Annotated in this window: 21 protein-coding genes and 1 pseudogene; 9 read left to right on the forward strand and 13 right to left on the reverse strand. The window is 62.1% G+C overall.

What is annotated here, in order from left to right; genetic code table 11:
* Positions 1 to 6: 6 nt before the first annotated feature.
* The 5 genes from Q0025_RS07040 to Q0025_RS07060 all read left to right on the forward strand — a co-directional run bounded on the left by Q0025_RS07040 (position 7) and on the right by Q0025_RS07060 (position 2,989).
* Entirely contained in the window at positions 7 to 954 is a 948-nt protein-coding gene (locus Q0025_RS07040) for a metallophosphoesterase (RefSeq protein ID WP_297297413.1), read from the forward strand.
* Positions 955 to 969: 15 nt separating this feature from the next.
* Complete coding sequence (locus Q0025_RS07045) at positions 970 to 1,290, forward strand: cupredoxin family copper-binding protein (protein ID WP_297297415.1); 321 nt, start codon at positions 970 to 972, stop codon at positions 1,288 to 1,290.
* A gap of 27 nt (positions 1,291 to 1,317) precedes the next feature.
* Positions 1,318 to 1,851, forward strand: coding sequence for a sigma-70 family RNA polymerase sigma factor (locus Q0025_RS07050; protein WP_297297417.1), 534 nt, complete (start codon positions 1,318 to 1,320; stop codon positions 1,849 to 1,851).
* Positions 1,848 to 2,627 carry an anti-sigma factor gene (locus Q0025_RS07055; RefSeq protein WP_297297419.1) on the forward strand — a complete coding sequence of 260 codons (780 nt, stop codon included), beginning with the start codon at positions 1,848 to 1,850 and terminating at the stop codon, positions 2,625 to 2,627. Before Q0025_RS07050 ends, Q0025_RS07055 begins: the two co-directional genes overlap by 4 nt.
* Before the next feature lie 128 nt (positions 2,628 to 2,755).
* A complete protein-coding gene (locus tag Q0025_RS07060) occupies positions 2,756 to 2,989 on the forward strand; it encodes a hypothetical protein (RefSeq protein ID WP_297297421.1) in 234 nt (77 codons plus the stop codon).
* An 84-nt stretch (positions 2,990 to 3,073) separates the two neighbouring features.
* On the opposite strand, the gene Q0025_RS07065 is transcribed toward Q0025_RS07060, so the two are convergent.
* The 7 genes from Q0025_RS07065 to Q0025_RS07095 all read right to left on the reverse strand — a co-directional run bounded on the left by Q0025_RS07065 (position 3,074) and on the right by Q0025_RS07095 (position 11,913).
* A complete protein-coding gene (locus Q0025_RS07065; RefSeq protein WP_297297423.1) occupies positions 3,074 to 4,183 on the reverse strand; it encodes an acyltransferase in 1,110 nt (369 codons plus the stop codon).
* A gap of 229 nt (positions 4,184 to 4,412) precedes the next feature.
* Entirely contained in the window at positions 4,413 to 7,121 is a 2,709-nt protein-coding gene (locus tag Q0025_RS07070; RefSeq protein ID WP_297297425.1) for a nitrate reductase, read from the reverse strand.
* Complete coding sequence (gene nirD / locus Q0025_RS07075) at positions 7,122 to 7,451, reverse strand: nitrite reductase small subunit NirD (RefSeq protein ID WP_297297427.1); 330 nt, start codon at positions 7,449 to 7,451, stop codon at positions 7,122 to 7,124.
* A gap of 5 nt (positions 7,452 to 7,456) precedes the next feature.
* Positions 7,457 to 9,946, reverse strand: a complete 2,490-nt coding sequence (gene nirB, locus Q0025_RS07080) for a nitrite reductase large subunit NirB (RefSeq protein ID WP_297297428.1) — start codon at positions 9,944 to 9,946, stop codon at positions 7,457 to 7,459.
* A 14-nt stretch (positions 9,947 to 9,960) separates the two neighbouring features.
* Positions 9,961 to 10,380: a globin family protein gene (locus Q0025_RS07085; RefSeq protein ID WP_297297430.1), complete on the reverse strand. Its 420-nt coding sequence runs from the start codon at positions 10,378 to 10,380 to the stop codon at positions 9,961 to 9,963.
* Between the two features lie 27 nt (positions 10,381 to 10,407).
* Positions 10,408 to 10,569 carry a hypothetical protein gene (locus Q0025_RS07090; protein WP_297297432.1) on the reverse strand — a complete coding sequence of 54 codons (162 nt, stop codon included), beginning with the start codon at positions 10,567 to 10,569 and terminating at the stop codon, positions 10,408 to 10,410.
* A 36-nt stretch (positions 10,570 to 10,605) separates the two neighbouring features.
* On the reverse strand, positions 10,606 to 11,913 hold the full coding sequence (locus Q0025_RS07095) for an MFS transporter (protein ID WP_297297434.1): 1,308 nt from the start codon (positions 11,911 to 11,913) through the stop codon (positions 10,606 to 10,608).
* A gap of 62 nt (positions 11,914 to 11,975) precedes the next feature.
* On the opposite strand from Q0025_RS07095, the gene Q0025_RS07100 reads away from it, so the two are divergent.
* A complete protein-coding gene (locus tag Q0025_RS07100; protein WP_297297436.1) occupies positions 11,976 to 12,269 on the forward strand; it encodes a hypothetical protein in 294 nt (97 codons plus the stop codon).
* A gap of 18 nt (positions 12,270 to 12,287) precedes the next feature.
* On the opposite strand, the gene Q0025_RS07105 is transcribed toward Q0025_RS07100, so the two are convergent.
* Both Q0025_RS07105 and Q0025_RS07110 read right to left on the reverse strand, forming a co-directional pair.
* A complete protein-coding gene (locus tag Q0025_RS07105) occupies positions 12,288 to 13,511 on the reverse strand; it encodes a CmpA/NrtA family ABC transporter substrate-binding protein (protein ID WP_297297438.1) in 1,224 nt (407 codons plus the stop codon).
* Positions 13,508 to 14,107, reverse strand: a complete 600-nt coding sequence (locus Q0025_RS07110) for an ANTAR domain-containing protein (protein WP_297297440.1) — start codon at positions 14,105 to 14,107, stop codon at positions 13,508 to 13,510. Before Q0025_RS07110 ends, Q0025_RS07105 begins: the two co-directional genes overlap by 4 nt.
* A gap of 138 nt (positions 14,108 to 14,245) precedes the next feature.
* On the opposite strand from Q0025_RS07110, the gene Q0025_RS07115 reads away from it, so the two are divergent.
* The gene (locus tag Q0025_RS07115; RefSeq protein ID WP_297297442.1) at positions 14,246 to 15,178 is read left to right on the forward strand and encodes a glutaminase; all 933 of its coding nucleotides are present in this window, start codon (positions 14,246 to 14,248) and stop codon (positions 15,176 to 15,178) included.
* On the opposite strand, the gene Q0025_RS07120 is transcribed toward Q0025_RS07115, so the two are convergent.
* The gene (locus tag Q0025_RS07120) at positions 15,175 to 15,429 is read right to left on the reverse strand and encodes a DUF2735 domain-containing protein (protein WP_297297444.1); all 255 of its coding nucleotides are present in this window, start codon (positions 15,427 to 15,429) and stop codon (positions 15,175 to 15,177) included. The genes Q0025_RS07115 and Q0025_RS07120 overlap by 4 nt on opposite strands.
* Before the next feature lie 358 nt (positions 15,430 to 15,787).
* Here Q0025_RS07120 and Q0025_RS07125 point away from each other — a divergent pair, with 358 nt between their 5' ends.
* Positions 15,788 to 16,828 carry a glutamine synthetase beta-grasp domain-containing protein gene (locus Q0025_RS07125; protein ID WP_297297445.1) on the forward strand — a complete coding sequence of 347 codons (1,041 nt, stop codon included), beginning with the start codon at positions 15,788 to 15,790 and terminating at the stop codon, positions 16,826 to 16,828.
* Between the two features lie 68 nt (positions 16,829 to 16,896).
* On the opposite strand, the gene Q0025_RS07130 is transcribed toward Q0025_RS07125, so the two are convergent.
* Positions 16,897 to 17,427 carry a flavin reductase family protein gene (locus Q0025_RS07130; protein ID WP_297297447.1) on the reverse strand — a complete coding sequence of 177 codons (531 nt, stop codon included), beginning with the start codon at positions 17,425 to 17,427 and terminating at the stop codon, positions 16,897 to 16,899.
* On the reverse strand, positions 17,427 to 17,924 hold the full coding sequence (locus Q0025_RS07135) for a hypothetical protein (RefSeq protein WP_297297449.1): 498 nt from the start codon (positions 17,922 to 17,924) through the stop codon (positions 17,427 to 17,429). The genes Q0025_RS07130 and Q0025_RS07135 overlap by 1 nt, the downstream gene beginning before the upstream one ends.
* A gap of 98 nt (positions 17,925 to 18,022) precedes the next feature.
* Between Q0025_RS07135 and bluB the strand changes: the two genes are divergently transcribed.
* Entirely contained in the window at positions 18,023 to 18,730 is a 708-nt protein-coding gene (bluB, locus tag Q0025_RS07140) for a 5,6-dimethylbenzimidazole synthase (RefSeq protein WP_297297451.1), read from the forward strand.
* Between the two features lie 100 nt (positions 18,731 to 18,830).
* On the opposite strand, the pseudogene Q0025_RS07145 reads toward bluB, so the two are convergent.
* Positions 18,831 to 19,526: pseudogene (locus Q0025_RS07145) on the reverse strand (NAD(P)-binding domain-containing protein); the annotation flags it as partial.
* Positions 19,527 to 19,753: the final 227 nt, after the last annotated feature.

A 19,753-nucleotide genomic window follows, 5' to 3' on the forward strand; every position in this document is an offset into this window, starting at 1 on the left:
GCCGCGATGCGAGACGAAGATCAGACTTACGAGCCCTCACGCCGCCAGGCGCTGGAATGTATGGCTTGGGCAGGCACTGGCGTGCTCTGGACGGTGTCGGGTGGTGTGCCCAAGTCGTTTGGCCTGCTGGGCACCGCCGAGGCGGCTGAAGCGATACAGGGCCCTTTCACCTTTATGCAAATCTCCGATAGCCATATCGGCTTCAACAAGGCGGCTAACCCGCATGCGATCGACACTTTGAAGGAAGGAATTGCAAAGGTGAAGGCGCTGGCGGCAAAGCCCGCCTTCATGATCCACACCGGCGATATCACCCACTTGTCTCTGGCCTCGCAATTCGATGATGCCGCGCAGATTATCGGCAGCGCCGGCATTGAGACGCATTATGTGCCCGGCGAGCACGATCTCGTCGATGACGGGAACGGCAAGCTTTATGCTGACCGCTATGGCAAGGGAAAGCTCGGCGCGGGCTGGTATTCCTTCGACGACCATGGGGTGCATTTCATCGGCCTCGTCAATGTCGTCAACCTGAAGGCCGGCGGCCTCGGCAATCTTGGGCCGGAGCAGCTCGCCTGGCTTGCCGACGATCTGAAAGACAAGTCGAATTCGACGCCGATCGTGGTCTTTGCGCATATTCCGCTTTGGACCGTCTACGCCGATTGGGGCTGGGGCACGGACGACGGCGCGCAAGTCCTGCAGCTTCTGCGGCGCTTCGGCTCGGTGACGGTGCTCAACGGGCATATTCACCAGATCATCCAGAAGATCGAAGGCAATATGACCTTCCACACCGCGCGGTCGCTTGCGTTTTTACAACCCGCGCCCGGCAAGGCGCCGGCGCCCGGCCCGATGGTGGTGCCGGCCGATCAATTGCGCAAAGTCCTCGGCATCACGCGCGTCGACGTCAGCATGGGATCGCAGCCGCTCGCAATCACTGACAAAACCTTGGCCGACAATTAAGCAAAAGAGAGCGTCATGAAATTAAGGTATTTGATTGCGGTGATCGCCCTTGCGGTCGCCTACGGCGACGCTGCGGCATCTTCCAACGTCATCACGGTCGGGATATCCAACTTCACGTTCAAGCCGGGGGACCTGAAAATCAAAGTGGGAACGACGGTCATCTTCAAAAACGAAGATGACATCCCACACCGGGTTGCCGCGACGGATGGAAGCTTCTTCTCGAAGGCGCTTGACACAGACGACGTGGCGAGTGTCACTTTCAACAAACCGGGCGTGTTCCCGTATTTCTGCACATTACATCCGCGCATGCAGGGCAAAATCGTCGTTACCCCCTGAGTGCGATGCCCAGTTTGGATTTAAAATTTGACAACCAACGAAGAGTCCGAGCTTTTTCGGCAAATCGTTGTGCCGCATCTTGCCGATGCGCTGGCGCTCGCGCGTTGGCTGACGGGAAGCTTGCATGACGCGGAGGATGTTGTGCAGGAGGCCTCGATCCGGGCTTTCAGCGCCATCGGTTCCTATGAAGGGCGCGGCCAGCGTGCCTGGCTGCTGAGTATCGTGCGCAACACTTGCTTCACCTGGCTTGCGAAAAACCGGCCGAAGGAGATTGTGCTGGTCGGCTCAGCGGCCGAGGCGGACGGGACCGAGCTTGCCTTGCAGGAAGATCCCGGTCTCGACCCCGAAGCCGAGCTTATCCAAAGAGCCGATACGGCCGCAGTCGAAGCCGCCATCGCCGCGCTGCCGCAACTCTATCGGGAAGTGGTCGTGCTGCATGACATCAATGATCTGAGCTATAAAGAAATCGCGGCCATGCTTTCGATCCCGATCGGAACCGTCATGTCGCGTCTCTCTCGCGCACGGCGACAGATCGCGATGCAGATCGGACGGCCGTCATGACCGCACTATCATCCGCCGATCATTTGCTGCTGCATGCCCTGGCCGATCAGGAATTGGATGCCGCGGCCGCGCTGGCACTCGAGGCGCGGGTTGCGGCCGAACCGGCGCTCGCGGCCGAATATGCCCGCATCCTCGCCTTGAAAGCGCGCACCAAGGCACTCGGCAAGCCGGCCGTCGCGCCGGACTTTGCGGCGCGCGTTGTCGCGCTCGCCTCGGATACGAGGCCCGTGTCCAAGCCGCGGCGGGCGCGGATTTTGTCGCTCGATCATCCAAGCTGGCAGGCGCTCGCCGCCTCGGTCGTGCTGACGGCTCTCGTTGCCAGTGGCGGAACCTATCTGTTCACCGCGCCGCAGAGCGAGGCTTCGATCGAAGACGCCGTCGCCAATGGACACCATCGCGCCCTTCTTGCCGCAAATCCGATCGATGTCCAATCTTCGGACCAGCACACGGTAAAACCGTGGCTCGATCGGAAGCTTGGCCTCTCGCCGCCGACCGCCGACCTTTCTGCACAAGGCTTTCCGCTGGTCGGCGGCCGTGTCGAAGTCATCGCCGGCAATGCGCTGCCGACCCTGGTCTACCGGCGCCGCCAGCATTTGATTTCGGTCGTCGCCATGCCGCTTGCGAACGGATCAACACGGACGCAAGCGCCGAATTTTAAGACTGTCGACGGCTACAACATGATTGATTGGGCCGGCGGCGGCTTCAGATATTGGGCAGTCTCCGATCTCGATCCGCCCGAGCTCAGAAATTTCGTCGATGATTTCATCAAGCAATAACGTTCTGCAGATGGCCGGCGCGGAATAAAAAAGCCTCAGCGCGAGTCTCCTCAATAGAACAAGCGGTGTGTCTGCGACGCGCCCGAGGCGCAACGGTTCGCACGTCCAATGATGCGGCGGAGAGCCCGATGAACACTTTAACGCTGGTGCTGTTTCTTTTTTTCGCTTCGATCGGCATTGCCAATGCCTCGCATCATGTAAAGGGGCATATGTCACATCATGCGTGGCGGGCCAGCCAGACGAAGGCGTCTCACATATCGCCGCGGAGCTGTTCCGCGGCGCAGCGCCACCAAGCGCGCATCAATGCATGCGGCGAATATGTTCCGAGCATTTATGATCCGAGCCCGGTCAGCGATTATTGAGTTTTAGAGCGCTGCGCGCGGCGCGTGGCATAGCAGCGGCGGCGGTTCGGTTGCCTCACAGATAGAATGGCCGCTGAGGCGATATTATTCGTTTTGATTGGCCAGGGCCGGTAGTTGCGGCTTTCGAACTGTTGATCGCCCGCGAGCAAAGGCCGTGAGAGGCTGTTCGATAGAGTGATGGACGAGCAAGCCGAATGGCGCAACGAGCAAAAGCACCGTGCCGACAAAGATCCACGCCGACAAATGCGAACTGAGGTGAACGCGGTTCCAGATCAAATGTGAAAGACGCACAAGCCATGGATGAGCGAGATAAATGGCATACGAAGCATCGCCGAGCGCGACGAGACCAATCGTCGTCAGGATGGTCGGGGATGCCGGGGATAAAGACTCTCTCCTCAATGCGGCGGCAGCAACGATGAATGCTGCCGGCAGGCCGCTGATCACGGGACGCCACGGTCCGTCTGTCGCCAGGTGTTCCATGGCGCCCAATGCGAGTGACCCAAGGCCGACCAAAAGCAGGATGAGAGCGAGCGCCGGCGGAAGCCGCCAGCCGTCAATGAAAGCCAGAGCGACGAATGTCCCCATGACGAATTCGAGTATTATCGGATTGGTCCAAAACGCGAGAGGCCCGGGCGGAGGCGTCAAAACGATTCCCAGGATAACGAAAGTCGCGAAAAAGCTCGAGAGAACAAAAATCGTGGAGCGCATCGGCAAAAACAGCAGGGCAGCAAAAGCCACATAAAAGAACATTTCATAATCGAGTGTCCATCCGAGCTTATAGACCGGTCGGATCAGGTCATCCCCCGCGTGTTGATAAGGAATAAAGACGTAAGATTTCAGGACTTCGAGAGCGGTCGGCTTTGAATCGTTGAGTGCTTGCGGAGTCACCGCCAGCACGACGAGGAACAACGTCGTCATCAACCAGTACAATGGAACAATACGTGCGATACGACGCCTAAGAAATTTCAGCCAGCTTTTGGAAACGCCGAACAGATCCTGCGACGCATAGACCATAATGAAGCCGGAGATGACAAAAAAGACATCAACGCCAGCGCCGGCAATGTCGAGAAGAATCGGGGTGCCGCGGAAGGATAGAGGCACCGGCAATGTCGTGGCTTCCACCAGTGTATGGACGAATACGATTGAGATCGCCGCCATTGCGCGAAGCGCTTGAATTGATTTGATTTGAGACACCACGATTGCCTTTCTGTCTCAATTCAACATGGGAGCGTTCGAGCAAGCGGCAAATGCCGTCGCTTGGGGTCTCGCTGGGGTTTCGGGAGCATTTTAAATGCCAGCGATCTGGACGGACGTCAAAGTAGGCCGGTCGCACCGAGGCGGCTAGCGCCACGTCCGCGCAAGGCGTCCCGTCGTGGCCGCACGCCCTCGTCAACGGTCCGCTGAGATGTGAGACCGCCTATGCTCAGCGCATGGCGTAGTGGGGTTGCGGTTCGGCAGAAACCTGTTCGCCATTTTGCGCCGCGCCGCGCGGACTTGCGTCGATGATCGTTTTGATTTCGGCGCGGCAGGAGCCGCAATTGGTGCCGGCCTGCGTGGATTGCCCGACGGCTTCGACGCTGGTGCAGCCGGCGGCGACAGCGGCGGCAATCTGCTTGGCGCCGACGCCGAAACAGGAGCAAACCGTCGCGCCTCGATCGATACTGCCGGCGTCGGGCCGCGCCGCGATGATCGCGAGCCTGCGGCGCGGATCGGCGAAAGCCGTCGACAATTGTTCGACGGCCCAATCGCGCGACACCGGCACGGGCTCCGCGGCGAGAAATAAAGCGCCGGCGAGACGCTCGCCTTCGAAGCAGGCAAAGCGATGGCGATCGCGCGAGGGGTCCTGATACGACAGAATGTCGGCATCCTGAGCCGAACCGAAGAGATCGATCGCGAACGCCATCCAATCGCGCGCGGCACTGGCGAAAGCGAATTCGACGCGCCAGCCGTTCCGGCATTTCGCCAAGGCCCAATAATCCGCGTCGAAGCGGCGCGGCCGCTCGCGCAGAACGGCGAAACCATAGCGCGCGGCCGGAAAGCGCGCCAAAGCGACCGCGACGTGCTTGAATGCCGGCTGGCCGGATTGCGGATCCGTTACCTCCGGCACGAGGGCGTCGATGCGTCCTTGGGCGGCGAATTGATCGTTCCAGTGCATCGGGACGAAGATCGCGCCGCGCGCCTGCCGCGGCGAGAGAAGCGCACGAACGAGAACGGATCGGTCGGCGGCGGAAATACGGACGATATCGGCATCGACGATGCCGAGTTTCGCGGCATCATGGGGGTGAATTTCCGCGAAAGGCTCGGCGAGATGTTGCGACAGGCGCGGGCTTTTGGCCGTGCGCGTCAGCGTATGCCAATGGTCGCGCACGCGGCCGGTATTGAGGACGAAACGCAGATCGCCGGTCACGCGTGTGGCCACGCCGGGCGTGATTGCCACGAATCGCGCCTTTCGATCCGGCGTATAGAACCGGCCGTTGGCGAAGAATCGCGTCTCGGCCGGCACGCTCTTCGTCGGGCGCGGCCATTGGAAGGGCGCCAGATCGTCGAAGCCCGCGGCGCCTAGATCGGCAAAGGCGCCGATATCGAAGTCGCGTGTTCCATGATTCTCGAAGGCCGAGAGCGCCGCATATTCGGCAAAGATCTCGGCGGGTGTCGCATAGGAGAAGGCTGCGGCGAAGCCCATGCGCTGGGCGACGCCACAGATGATTTCCCAGTCCGCCCGGGCTTCGCCGGGCAGCGGCAGGAAGCGACGCTGGCGCGAAATCCGCCGCTCGGAATTGGTGACGGTTCCGTCTTTTTCGCCCCAAGCGGCGGCCGGCAGTTTGACGTGTGCGTGCCGCAGCGTGTCGGTCTCGGCGACGACATCAGAGACGACGACGAAAGGGCAGGTCTTGAGCGCCGCCTCGACCAGGTCTGCCTCGGGCATCGACACGACGGGATTCGTGCCCATGATCCAGATCGCCTTGATGCGCCCCTCGGCGACGGCGCGGAACATATCGACCGCCTTCAGGCCCAGCCGCTCGGCGATGACGGGCGCGCGCCAGAAGCGGCGCACGCGGTCGCGATGCTCCGGGTTCTCGATCTCCATATGCGCGGCAAGCATATTGGCCAGGCCGCCGACTTCGCGGCCGCCCATGGCGTTGGGCTGTCCGGTGACCGAGAAAGGCCCCGTGCCGGGGCGGCCGATCCGCCCCGTCGCGAGATGGCAATTGATGATCGCATTGACCTTGTCGGTGCCGGCGGAGGATTGATTGACACCCTGGCTGTAAACGGTCACGACCTTTTCGGTCCGCGCAAAGCACGCATAGAAAGCCTGCAGCTCGGCGATGTTCAATCCGGTTTGCTTGACGATCGCGTCAAGCGGGACCGTGCTCGCCGCGGCGCGGGCGTCCTCAAACCCATTTGTATGCGCGGCGATATACGTGCGATCGAGCGCGTCGTGGTCGTTGAGCCACGCGAGCAAGCCCGTAAAAAGCGCGACATCGCCATCCGGTCGCACGGCAAGATGCATGTCGGCCATATCGGCAGTCATGGTTCGCCGCGGATCGACAAGCACGATCTGCATCTCGGGGCGCCGCTGCTTGGCCGCGGCGATGCGCTGATAAAGAACGGGATGGCACCAAGCGAGGTTCGAGCCGACAAGGACGATGAGGTCGGCAAGCTCGAGATCGTCGTAGGTGCCCGGCACCGTGTCGGCGCCAAAGGCGCGCCGATGTCCGGCGACGGACGAGGCCATGCAGAGACGCGAATTGGTATCGATATTGGCCGAGCCGATGAAACCTTTCATCAGCTTGTTGGCGACATAATAATCTTCGGTCAACAATTGGCCGGAGACATAGAAGGCGACGGCGTCACGGCCGTGCGCGGCGATCGTCTGCGTAAATGTTGCGGCGACGAGATCGAGCGCATCGTCCCAGCTTGCGTCGCGACCACGGATTTGTGGATGGAGCAGACGATCGTCGAGATCGACCGTTTCGCCGAGCGCCGAACCTTTGGAGCAGAGCCGGCCGAAATTCGCCGGATGCTCCGCATCGCCGCGCACGCTCACACTGCCGTCTGCCGCAACGCGGGTGAGCAGCCCGCAGCCGACGCCGCAATAAGGACAGGTGGTTCGCGTCTCGCTGGCGTCCATCTAGCCGGCTCGCCGCATCGCCACATCCAGCGCGATAAAGAGCTTTTCGCCCTCGCGCCGGAGCGGGATGGTCCGCACGCAGCCTTCGTCGGCGCCCTGCGCCTTGCCGGTTTCGAGCGAGATGACCCAATTATGCAGCGGGCAGGTCACCGCGGCGCCGTGCACGATGCCTTGGCTCAGCGGGCCGCCCTTGTGCGGGCAATGATCTTCGATCGCAAAGAAGCGATCGTCCATCGTCCGGAAGACCGCGATCCGGCCTTGTGGCGTGACGACGCAACGCGCGCCGCGGTGCGGAATGTCGGCGATGGAGCCGATGTCGATCCAACTCATGGTCTTCACTCCGCCGCCGGCGCGAAATCGATGACGGCCATCGGCTTGAATTCGTGCTTATGCTTGCGCGAGACGCGCTCCGACCACGGATCGACCTGCGCGAATTTCTGCGAGAAGACGAAGCGGTCGAAATAGGCCTTGCGCTTTTTCGCATCGCCAAGAATCTGGCGGCGGATTTCTTCGATCCCGACGCGCTTCGCCCATTTGTAGATGCGCTCGAGATAGCGCGCTTGCTCGCGATACATTTGCACTAAAGCGACAATGCCTTCCAAAGCCTCATCTTCGGTTTTGACGAGGCCGAGAACTTCGGTGCCTTTGATGTCGAGCCCGGCCGCGCCGGCAAAATGGATTTCATAGCCCGAATCGACGCAGATCACGCCGACGTCCTTGCAGGTCGCCTCGGCGCAATTGCGCGGGCAGCCCGAGATGCCCAACTTGACTTTCGCCGGCGTCCACGAGCCCCACATGAATTTTTCGATGCGGATGCCGAGGCCGGTCGAATCCTGCGTGCCGAAACGGCACCATTCCGAGCCGACGCAGGTCTTCACCGTGCGGATGCCTTTTGCGTAAGCATGGCCGGAGACGAAGCCCGCCTTGCCCAAATCGGCCCAGACGGCGGGCAGGTCTTCCTTCTTCACGCCGAGCATATCGATGCGCTGGCCTCCGGTGACTTTCACTGTCGGGATCGCAAATTTGTCGACGACATCGGCAATGGCGCGCAATTCCGCGGCGCTGGTCACGCCGCCCCACATGCGCGGCACGACGGAATAAGTGCCGTCCTTCTGAATGTTGGCGTGCGCCCGCTCGTTGATGAAGCGCGATTGGTAATCATCGGCATAGTCGCCCGGCCATTCGCAGACGAGATAATAGTTGAGCGCGGGGCGGCACTTGGCGCAGCCGCAGGACGTCTTCCATTCGAGCGCCTGCATCAAGGCGGGAATGGTTTTCAACCCCTTGGCGCGGATCAGGCGGCGGACATCGTCGTGACCGAGATCGGTGCAGCCGCATATCGGCTGCACTGCGGCGGGGTTATAGACGTCGCCGAGAGCGAGCTTCAACAATTGCTCGACGAGCCCGGTGCACGAGCCGCAGGAGGCGGAAGCCTTGGTGTGGGCGCGGACATCGTCGAGCGAGGTCAGACCCTTGGATGCGATGGCGCCGGTGATCTTGCTCTTGCATACGCCGTTACAGCCGCAGATTTCTGCATCATCCGGCAAGGCTGCAACGGCCGCCATAGGGTCCAGCGGGGCACCCCCCTGATAGGACTGGCCGAAAATGAGCGTCTCGCGCATGTCGGAAATATCGACGCTCTTTTTCTTCAGATCATTGAACCAGGCGCCGTCGCCGGTCTCGCCGAAAAGTACCGTGCCGATGATGCGGTTGTCCCTGAGCACAAGGCGCTTGTAGATGCCGGCCGAGGCATGGCGTAGCACGATCTCCTGGCGGTCCTCGCCATCGGCGAAATCGCCCACCGAGAAGAGATCGATGCCGGTGACTTTCAGCTTCGTCGGCGTGTCGTTGTGGACGAAGCCTGGCGCTTCGCGGCCAGCGAGCCGCGCCGCAAGGACGCGCGCCATTTCATAGAGCGGCGCGACGAGGCCATAGGTATGGCCGCCGATTTCGACGCATTCGCCCAATGCGAAAATATCCGGATCGGAGGTCTGCATCTGCGCATCGACGACGACGCCGCGGTTGACCTCGATTCCGGCGCGTTTCGCCAAAGCGGCATTGGGCCGGATGCCCGCGGCCATCACGACGAGCGTTGCCGGGATGATCGTGCCGTCGGCGAGTTCGACCCCCTCGACCTTGCGCGCGCCAAGGATCGCTTTGGTATTGGCCTTGGTGAGAACCTTGATGCCGCGCGCTTCGACCGCCTGCTGCAGAAGATAGCCGGCAGCAGAATCGAGCTGGCGCTCCATCAGCGTCGGCATCAGATGCAGCACGGTCACGTCCATGCCGTGCGACTGAAGCCCGGCGGCCGCTTCAAGGCCGAGCAGGCCGCCGCCGATGACCACGGCCTTCGACCGCGATTGCGCGGCGAGCAGCATGGCATTCACGTCGTCGAGGTCGCGGAAACTCAGGACGCCGGCGAGATCATTGCCCGGTACCGGCAGGATGATGGGCGTCGAGCCGGTCGCGATAACGAGTCTGTCGTAACTTTCGGTCACGCCATGATCCGAGGTGACGGTCTTGGCCGCGCGATCGATCGCGACGATCTTGTGGCCTTTGTAGAGCGTGATGCCGTTCTTGATGTACCAGCCATCGCCGTGAATAACGATCTGCTCGTAATCCTTTTCGCCGGAGAGCACGGGCGAGAGCATGATGCGGTCGTAATTGACGCGCGGCTCGGCGTTGAAGATCGTGATCTTGTAACGGTCGGGCGCTTCGTCGATCAGGTGTTCCAGCATGCGGCCGGGCGCCATGCCGTTGCCGATGACAACGAGGCGCAAAGGCGCGCCGGGTGTTGCCTGTGAATATTCGTCGTCTTGATACATGAGAAACATCCGCTTCAAGCGTCGGACGGCGCAGTGGCCGCGGCGATCATCGTGTTGCTCAGAAGCCCGTAGGCGGTATGCCAGGCCTCGGCGGTTTCGGCTGTGAAGGCCTCGCCGAGGCCTTGCTTCAGCGTCCAGAGCAGGGCTGCGCCGACCGGCGCGTAGTGCTCCGGCTCGACGCCATAATCCGCGTGCCGGACCGCCAGCGCCTTGACGGCCGGTAGAACGTCGTCCAGCCGGTCGAGGCTGCGCACGACCGTGCCGAGCGCTGCCATCAGCTTGCGGCCTTGATCTTCCAGGTCGCCCTTGAAGAGCGGCCTGACGTCCGGCGCGATCTGGAAAAGCCGTGCGTAAAACAATGTCGCGGCTTCGTCGGCGATCGGCGCGACTTTGGCGAAGCTCGATTGTACAAGGCTGATTTGTTCAGGGGTCATCATTGATCTCCCGATTGCGGCGCGCGCTCAATGCTTTCCGGGAAAGCCGCCGAGGCCGTGGAAGGTCATGAACAGCGAATAGGCGCTGACGGCGATGGCGACCGCCATTTCGAAGGAGAGAAAGGCGACGCCGTATTTGTACCAGGGCTCAAAAGGTCCTTTGGCCGATGATTGTGCGGGCATGTGCATAGAGACCTCCGTCTGGATTTGACGTTGCAAGGCGGCTCAGGCTTTCTCGACCGCGAGCGCTTCGGTGAAGATGCCGTGCTCTTCGGGGCGGCGCTCATGCCGCGCGGCCCAGAAGTAGAAGAGGATGAACGGCACGAACATGTAGAGGGCGACGGTCAGGTAGCCCATGTGAATGTTCGTGCTCGCCGAGAAGACGAGCGGATAGATGATGCCGGCGGCGGTCGAGATGCCGCCGATGAAGCCCGCCGCGGTGCCGGGGCGGTCGGGAAACAGCAGCGGAACGAGCGCGAACGTGCCGCCGGTTCCGAAGGAAATGAAAACGCCGAGCGCAACCAGCGTGAGGACGGAGGCATGCAGTGATCCCGTCATCCCCGCGAAGGTCAGGCCGCCCATTGCCAACGTGATCAGGATCAAGGCGATGCCGAGCCAATGCAGGCGCGGCGCATAGGGAAGGGTGCGGGCGATGAACGGCAGCGGCGTCCAGCCGTTGCGCTGGAACAGGTCGGACATGAAGCCCGAGAAGGGCCGGAACAGCGAGGCGCAAAAGGATTCGACGGCGGCGAAGGTTCCGGCGGCAATTTGCAGGCCGGCGACACTGCTGAATCCGAGCGCCAGGATGGCGCCATGAAACCCATGCGTGAAATAGCCCGGCAGCCAGGCATTCATCGCGATTTCGAGGCCGAAGGACATGGCATAGGCCAGCATCAGCGCGACAGCGATGTAACGGCTCCAGACGAAGGCGGTGCTGCGGAAGTCGCTGCGCCGGCGTGTGAGGGCGATTTGCTCGGCGTTCCTGGCCGCGCGGCCGCGCAGCAGATACCAGGCTGCGACCACGAGCGCGATGAGGCCGAGCCAAAGGAATGCGGTATGATAATCGGTGCCGAAGAGACGCGGCAGAACCAGCGCGCCCATGCCGGCGCCGACATTGCCGGTCCCCGCATAAAGCCCCTCCGCTGTGCCGATTTCATCGGCATTGAACCATTGCGCGACGTGCTGGATGCCGACGACGAAGGAGACGCCGGCGATGGCGACGATGACGCGTTCGGCAAAGAGCAGCGAGTAATCCTGCGTGAAAGCCGAGGCGATCGAAACGAGACCGCAGACGCTGAGGATGACGGCGAAGGTGCGCGGCGCGCCGAAACGGTCCGATGCCCAGCCTGCGACGACACGACCGACCGGCGCCATCCAGATCGCCGAGCTCGCCAGAAGGCCGAGCGCCTTGATGCTCAGATGATAATGCGCGGCGATGCTCGGGCTGAAGGCTGCCGTCGAAAACCACATGAGGAAGCACCAGAAGAAGCCCATGGTCGCGATGACGAGCTGCTCCACCTTATGCGTCTTCATTCCCTCTGCTCCTCGATGCGTCGTGGCGCGATGGGCTGACTGCGTAAGCCGCGCAGCGAATCGTGTTCACGCGTGACGCGGTCACGCGCGAAGCGGCCTTCGCTGTTGAAACAAAGGATGTCATCGGCCTGGCACGCGTCAGCGCTCAGCGCTGCCGGATTGTCCGGATGCGAACCATCGTTAGCTCGCGGGAAACGATGCTGGTGCGAAACCGTCCGCCGTTAGACGGCTCGCCGCCGGCGGCAAAAGCTCATGCCGACGCGGGCCTTGATCGCAAGACATGTGCCAGCCTTTCGCAGAGCGAAAGAGCCGAAGTTCTTTGGTCAGCCGAGCTTGTTGCGAGGCAAAACGCCTAGATGCTGCACATGCGCAGGTCAAAATTTGTGCAGTGCACTCTTCGCTGCCGCATCACCGAGGGCGGGGATTTTTTCCGGCACGAAGACGGTCCCGTCGCAGAAGCGATCGGCCGGCATGGGGATCGGCTGAGGCACGGCCTCGAGCGTCCAAGCCGCGTCATGCGCGCCTTCGTCTTTCCAATCCACGGTCGGCGCCGGAACCTCCATCGCTGCGGCGGCTCCCCGATAAAGATCGGGTCGATAGACGCGTGTGGCGAGATCATGCAGATCGACGGCGGGATCGACCAGGCTCCAGCGCCGCATCTCGTTCAGGAACCACAGCCCGTGCGAGCGCCAGGGGAAGGTCGAGGCGCCGCGATAAAAGACGCAGGCGCCATCCCCCATCGCGCCGCCGGGAAGCGAGGCGAGGATGGCGTGGCTGTCGAGCGCGAAATAGCGGCGGCGCGCGAGCAGCGCGGCGGTATAGGAGGCATTCTCCGGCGCGTCGCAGAATTTCGCCGCCCGCAACAGCGCCCGCAACGCTGCATTCAGCGCTTGCGGCTGTTCCTCTGCCCACCGGGCCCGCACGGCGAAGGCTTTTTCCGGCGCGTGCGCCCAGATGTCGTGCGAGGTCGCAATCGTCGCGCCGGCACCAGCACGCCGCGCCACCTCGCCCCAGGGTGCGCCGGCGCAAAAGCCCGAAATCTGGCCGCTCGTCAGCGCTTCGACGGCGCGGGCCGGCGGAACGACGGTGAGCTTCACGTCGCGGCCGGCTTCGATGCCCGCCGTCGCCAGCCAATAACGCAGATAAAGATTATGCGTCGAATAGGCATGGACGATACCGAGCGTCGCATGGCGCGAGCGCAGCACCGCGGCGAGAGCTTCGACCGTCGAGAGATCTTTACGGGCGGCTTGGTCGTGCGTTTCGCGCGCCAGCGCATTGTTGAGCGTGATCGTGCTGCCACGCGCATTGATCGCGGACGGGATGAGAAGCGGCTGGATGGCTCCCCGCAGGCCGAGCTGCACGGCGAAAGCGAGCGGCGGCACGATCACCGCGGCGTCGAGAAAGCCGAAGGCAAGCTTGTCGGCAATATTGGCCCAAGACGGTTCGACGAAAAGCTCCGTCTCGACGCCTTCCTCGGCGAAGAAGCCGAATTCATGCGCGACCATCACCGGCGCGCCATCGGTGAGATGCAGCAGGCCGATGCGCATCTTCGGTGCCGCGGATTTCCGCGCCGCGGACAGCGAGACGATTTCGCTCATGACCGTTTCTCTCCCGCTTTCGGCGCAGCCTCGATTTCGTGTTCGCGGACAAATTGCGCCACGACCTGAGCCAGCTTGCGATTCTCGTCCATCGCCTTTTTCTGCAGCCAGCGATAGGCTTCAGGTTCCGTCATTTTACGATGTTTCATCAAAATGGCTTTCGCCCGCTCGATCGCGCGGCGCTCTTCGAGGAGCGTTTTGGCGGCGACGAGTTCGGCTTCGACGTGCCGGTAACGGCGGAAGAGCGCGATGGCCGAGGCCATGATCGGCTTGACGTCCCGCAGCGCGACGCCGGAGAGATTATAAGAGCAGACGCCGGCGGCGATCGCCTCCTCGGCGAAGCCGATATCGTCGCTGTCGGCGAACATGACGACCGGCTTGTCGGCCGACACCGCACGCACGTCTTCCAGCGTGTCGCGATCCGGCGACGCCATGTCGACAATGACGAGATCGGGCTTGGTGTTCTCGACGGCTTCGACCAGATTGGCGCCTTCGCGGGCATGCAGCACTTCGGCAAAGCCGGCTTGGGCGAGCTTTTCTTTCAGCGCCTCGGCGCGCGCGTCGTCACTGTCGATGAGAAGGATTCGAAGTTGCACGGGCTATGATTCGCTTAGTCCGCGCCGCCGCGCAAGCCGGTTGCCGAAAGTTTCATCGCGACGCCAAGGCTCAAGATCTATTTCTTTCAGACGACGCATTTTAAGATGGCGCGAATTTATTGAGGGAAGATCGGCCGCGTGTCCAAGCTTGATCAGGTCGTCAAAGACATCGTCGCGGAAATGCAGGAGCGGTCGGACCGGGGCGAGGTCGCGACCTATATTCCGGAGCTTGCCGGCGTCGATCCCAAGGCTTTTGGCCTCGCCGTGATCGATGCCGACGGCCAGCTCGCTTGTGGCGGCGACTGCGATACGTCGTTCTCCATTCAAAGCATCTCGAAGGTCTTCACGCTCACTTTCGCGCTCGGCATGATCGGCGACCGGCTGTGGCGGCGCGTCGGGCGCGAGCCGTCCGGCAGCCCGTTCAACTCGATCGTCCAATTGGAGCGCGAGCGCGGCATTCCGCGCAATCCCTTCATCAATGCCGGCGCGATCGTGGTGACGGACCTGATTCTATCCGGGCATCAGCCGCGCGAGGCGCTCGGCGAAATCCTCCGCTTTCTGCAATTTCTCGCCGACGATTCCTCGATTACGATCGACGCTGCGGTCGCGGCGTCGGAGAATCGCACCGGGTTTCGCAACCGGGCACTGGCCAATTACATGAAATCTTTCAGCGTGCTCGAAAATCCCGTCGATTTCACCCTCGGCGTCTATTTTCACCATTGCGCGATCGCGATGTCGTGCCGGCAGCTCGCCATGGCCGGGCGCTTTCTCGCCCACCACGGCCGCAACCCCTCGACCGGCCTCTTGGTCGTGCAGCCCGAGCGCGCCCGGCGCATCAACGCCATCATGCTCACCTGCGGGCACTACGACGGATCCGGCGAGTTCGCCTATCGCGTTGGCTTGCCGGGCAAAAGCGGCGTCGGCGGCGGCATATTGGCGATCGCGCCCGGCCGCGCCTCGATCGCGGTCTGGTCGCCCGGCCTCGACGCGGCCGGCAATTCGCACCTCGGCCGCCTCGCGCTCGAGGAACTGACCAAACGCATGGGCTGGTCTATTTTCGGGGGAAATTAAAAGAGCCGGACCGTGACGCTCTTGGCGCGCGACTCGCTCTCCGCCTCCGCCCACCAGGGCAATTCATGCGGCGTGTGGACGGCTTCTTCCTCGCGCATTGCAGCTTCGTGATACCAGCCGCTGCCGATCGGCGCCGTGGCGATGCCCCGCGCCGCGAGGTTCGCTTCTTCACGTTTTGTTTTCTCGGCTTCGCGGCCGCCCGCAGGGAACGCGTAGATCTTGGCCGAGCCAAAGTAAGAATTCGGTTCCATGGCTGCTCTCAGTGCTGACTTCGTTCCGTTGCGTCTGACGCCAACCGATGCCTTCCTAGGCGAACTGCACAATTCCTATACAGATCGTCGCGATCGAAGGCATTTTCAACCCATCCGTTCGTCCAATCCGGCGCTCAGGGCCAAACGTCCTGCGCGCTCCCAAAGTTGCGCCGCCTCTCTGGCGAGGCGGGCTGCCGTCAGACTGCGAAAGGGCGGCGCGCGCAGTGCCGAGCCGCACGATTGGTGGTGGCGGATGGCACGGCAAATGCTTAAACGTGGCGTTCCCGGCTAACCATACCCTCGCCTGCCGGTAAAAATAGCGGCCCTTTCAAATCCCCGCCGTAAGAGGAAACCTGTGATGACCAAGTACAAGCTCGAGTACATATGGCTCGACGGCTACACGCCCGTGCCAAGTCTGCGCGGCAAAACCCAGATCAAGGAATTCGATGTCTTTCCGACCCTGGAGCAATTGCCGCTCTGGGGGTTCGATGGTTCTTCGACCAACCAGGCCGAGGGGCATAATTCCGATTGCGTGCTGAAGCCGGTCGCGGTCTATCCGGACGGGGCACGCACCAATGGCGCGCTCGTTATGTGCGAAGTGATGATGCCGGATGGCGTCACCCCCCATCCGTCGAACATGCGCGCCACCATTCTCGACGATTCCGGCGCCTGGTTCGGCTTCGAGCAGGAATATTTCTTCTACAAGAACGGTCGTCCGCTTGGTTTCCCGGAGAGCGGTTATCCGGCGCCGCAAGGCCCGTATTACACCGGTGTCGGCTACAAGAACGTTGGCGATGTCGCCCGCAAAATGGTTGAGGAACATCTCGATCTCTGCCTCTTTGCCGGCATCAACCACGAAGGCATCAATGCCGAAGTCGCCAAAGGGCAGTGGGAATTCCAGATTTTCGGCAAAGGCTCGAAGACGGCCGCCGATCAGATGTGGATGGCCCGCTACCTGCTGCTGCGCCTCACCGAGAAATATGGCGTGGACATCGAATTCCATTGCAAGCCGCTCGGCGACACGGATTGGAACGGCTCGGGCATGCACTGCAACTTCTCGACCGCCTACATGCGCGACGTCGGCGGCAAGGATTATTTCGAGAAGCTCATGGCGGCTTTCGAGGCCAACCGGGAAGATCACATTGCCGTCTATGGCCCGGACAATCACATGCGCCTCACCGGCAAGCACGAGACCGCCTCGATCCATCAGTTCAGCTATGGCATAGCCGACCGCGGCGCGTCGATCCGCGTTCCGCACAGCTTCGTGCGCAACGATTACAAGGGCTATCTCGAGGATCGCCGGCCGAACTCTCAAGGCGACCCCTACCAGATCGCTTCGCGCATCCTGAAGACGATCGCTTCCGTTTCGTCGAGCACCGGCGTCTCGGCCGCGGCCTGATCCGATATCGGCCGAACTTTGGCCGCGGCGGACCCGTTCCGCCGCGGTCTTTTTTTGCGGGAAAGCTCTTACGGTTTGCCGGAGGGCAGATGGATGATCTCGCCATCGACGGCAAACGTGCCGAAGCCGCGATGATGAATTGTCTTGGGATCGTCTGGCTTAGCGCGCCGCCAGGCCTTCACGGCTTCGAGAACGAAAATATTATACTTGTTCACGAAGCGCGTATCGACCACGCGACATTCCAGATTGGCAAAACATTCGCCGACGAGCGGCGCATCGACTTTTTCGCCGCGCCGCGGCGTCAGTCCGAACCTGGCGAATTTGTCGGTGTCGCTGCCGGAGCAATTGCCGATCTCCACGACCGTCTCGGCGAGCGAAACGTCGGGGATCGCGATCACGCATTCCTTGGTGGCGCGCAATGCCGCAAAGCTGAAATCGCCATTGCTGACGACGCAGGCGATCAGCGGCGGCATGAAGTCGACCATCATATGCCATGACATCGTCATGACATTATGCCGGCCACGGCGCGCCGTCGTCAGCAGGACGACCGGGCCAGGCTCCAAGAGCTTATAGACGTCTCGAAGCGGCAGGTCCCGCATCACCGCGCCGGAGCGAAGCTTTGGTCGGGGAAGACCGAGGCCGTTGGCGTCTGAATGACGATAAAGCCGACGTCCGCCGCCTTGTGACAATCGTTGCAGGCGGCTTGCAGCGCCTTGAAGCCGCGCTGAAATTGCGCCGCATCCTTCGCTGTCACGGCATCGCTTAGAACGACGAGCGGCTGGACGGCCGCAGCGATATAGGGGACGGGAATGTTGAGATAGAGGATTGCGGCCTTGTTGAACGTGTCCCTGAGCTGGGCGAGTTCATAACTGGCCAGTGGCCAGTTCTTCGCCTTGCCGGCGAGCCAGAGCTTGATGTGGCGCAATTGCGTGAGTTGCATCGCGTCGCTGAGCGAGACCGCATAAGAATCGCCATGGGCATTGGGCGACGGCGCAGGCTGCGCGAACGGAACTTCGTCGCTACGCACCGGCAGCACGACCAGCGCCAAAAAAACCGTTGAGAAAACGCGTAGGAAATCTCGCAGCAGCACTCGCATGACTTTCTCCTTCGCCGCGATTAAGGCCGATGCACCGGCCAACCCGCTTTGATCCGGATCAAGAAAATGCCAAACTGCGGATGCGTAAGGAGATGATGATGCGGCTTGCCGACAGCGATGGCGACGGACCCGAAACCGAATTGGCGCCGGCCGGTGCGTTCACTGCGGAGGAGCGGGCCGCCGTTTATCGCGCCATTTATGCGCGCCGCGACGTGCGCGACGAATTTCTACCGCGGCCGATCCCCGGGCCGACGCTCAATCGTATCCTTGAGGCAGCACATCATGCGCCGTCCGTCGGGTTAAGCCAGCCGTGGAACTTCATTATCGTCCGCGACCCGGCGGTGAAGGCGAAGGTGCATGACATCTTCACGCGCAGCAACGCGGAAGCCGCACGCATGTTTGCCGATGCGCGCAGCGTCGATTATCGGCGCCTGAAACTCGAAGGCATTCTCAAAGCGCCGCTGAACATCTGCGTCACCTGCGATCGCGCGCGCGGCGGTCCGGTCGTGCTCGGCCGCACGCATCAGCGCGATACCGATCTCTACAGCACTGTCTGCGCCATCCAGAATTTGTGGCTCGCCGCGCGCGCCGAAGGCGTCGGCGTCGGCTGGGTGAGCATTTTCGACCCCGAGGATCTGCGCCCGATTCTGAATATCCCGCCGGAGATCGTCGTCGTCGCCTATCTCTGCGTCGGCTTCGTCGATCAGCTCTTCGCCCGGCCGGAGCTTGAGGCGCGCAATTGGGCCGAGCGTCTGCCGCTCGACGATCTCGTCTTCGACGGGATCTGGGGCAAGCCGCGGGCCTGAGCGTCGACGTTCAAATTCAATCGCGGCGCTTTTGCGTCTTCCTCATCGCATCGGATTTATCCCGAAAGCCGCTTCGCACTTCTCGGTCCGATGTATTAGCTCAAGCGGGGCTTTTGTCGGTTGCGCGCCATTCGGCGGTGCGTTCGCGCGGCGCCTCGGCCAGCGCCCGCCGCAGCGCCGCGACGCCGAGATCGGTGCAATAGGCGGGTGTCCCCGGTTGTTGGCGCCACGATTCGGCGATCGGGCCGGCATCGAGCGCATCGAACCCCAAATTCTCGACAAGCGTGAGCACGATGGCCTTTGCCGCCGGATCGTCGCCGGCGACAGGCAGCGCGATGCGCCCGGGCGAGCCGGCTTCCTTGCCGAAATCGGCGAGATGCCGGGCGTAGATATTGTTGAACACCTTCACCACGCGATGGCCGATCTGGCGCTCGACCCAGGCGCTTTCCGGCAGGCCCTCTTCGATCTCGGCAATGCGGCCGTCGCGCTGGCGCGGGTAATAATTGCAGGTATCAATGAGCGGAACATTGGCGGGCAAATTCGCAAAGAGCCCAGCCGGCAGTTTGGGCACGCCTTTCATCGGGATGGTGAGAACGGCGAGATCGATCCCGCGCACGGCGTCCTGGACCGCTACAGCCGATGCGCCGGTCTGCGCCTCAATCTCGGCGAGACTCGCTGGCCCGCGCGAATTAGCGATAATCACCCGATGCCCAAGTTCGCTGAGGCGACGCGCCAATGTGCTGCCGATATGTCCCGCGCCGATAATGCCGATCCGCATCGCTTGCTCCCCTCTTCGTTGTCGTTGGTGATGCCTGTCTGCCCGGCGTTCTGCGGCCGGTCACGATCTTTGTCGGATCTTCGCAAGCCGATCGTTTCGGTTTTGCGACGGCCGCGCTTCCCGCGAATGTGAGAGATCGCGACACCGCGCAACCTGGACAGCGGTGTCCCGCGTCATTAGCTAACGGACGCCAACATATTGAACCGGCGAGAACGCGCAAGGCAAGTGTCGGCAAATTGTCGCAA

Origin of the sequence: uncultured Methylovirgula sp. (genome assembly GCF_947646745.1) — a bacterium.
In the GTDB taxonomy this organism is placed as follows: domain Bacteria; phylum Pseudomonadota; class Alphaproteobacteria; order Rhizobiales; family Beijerinckiaceae; genus Methylovirgula.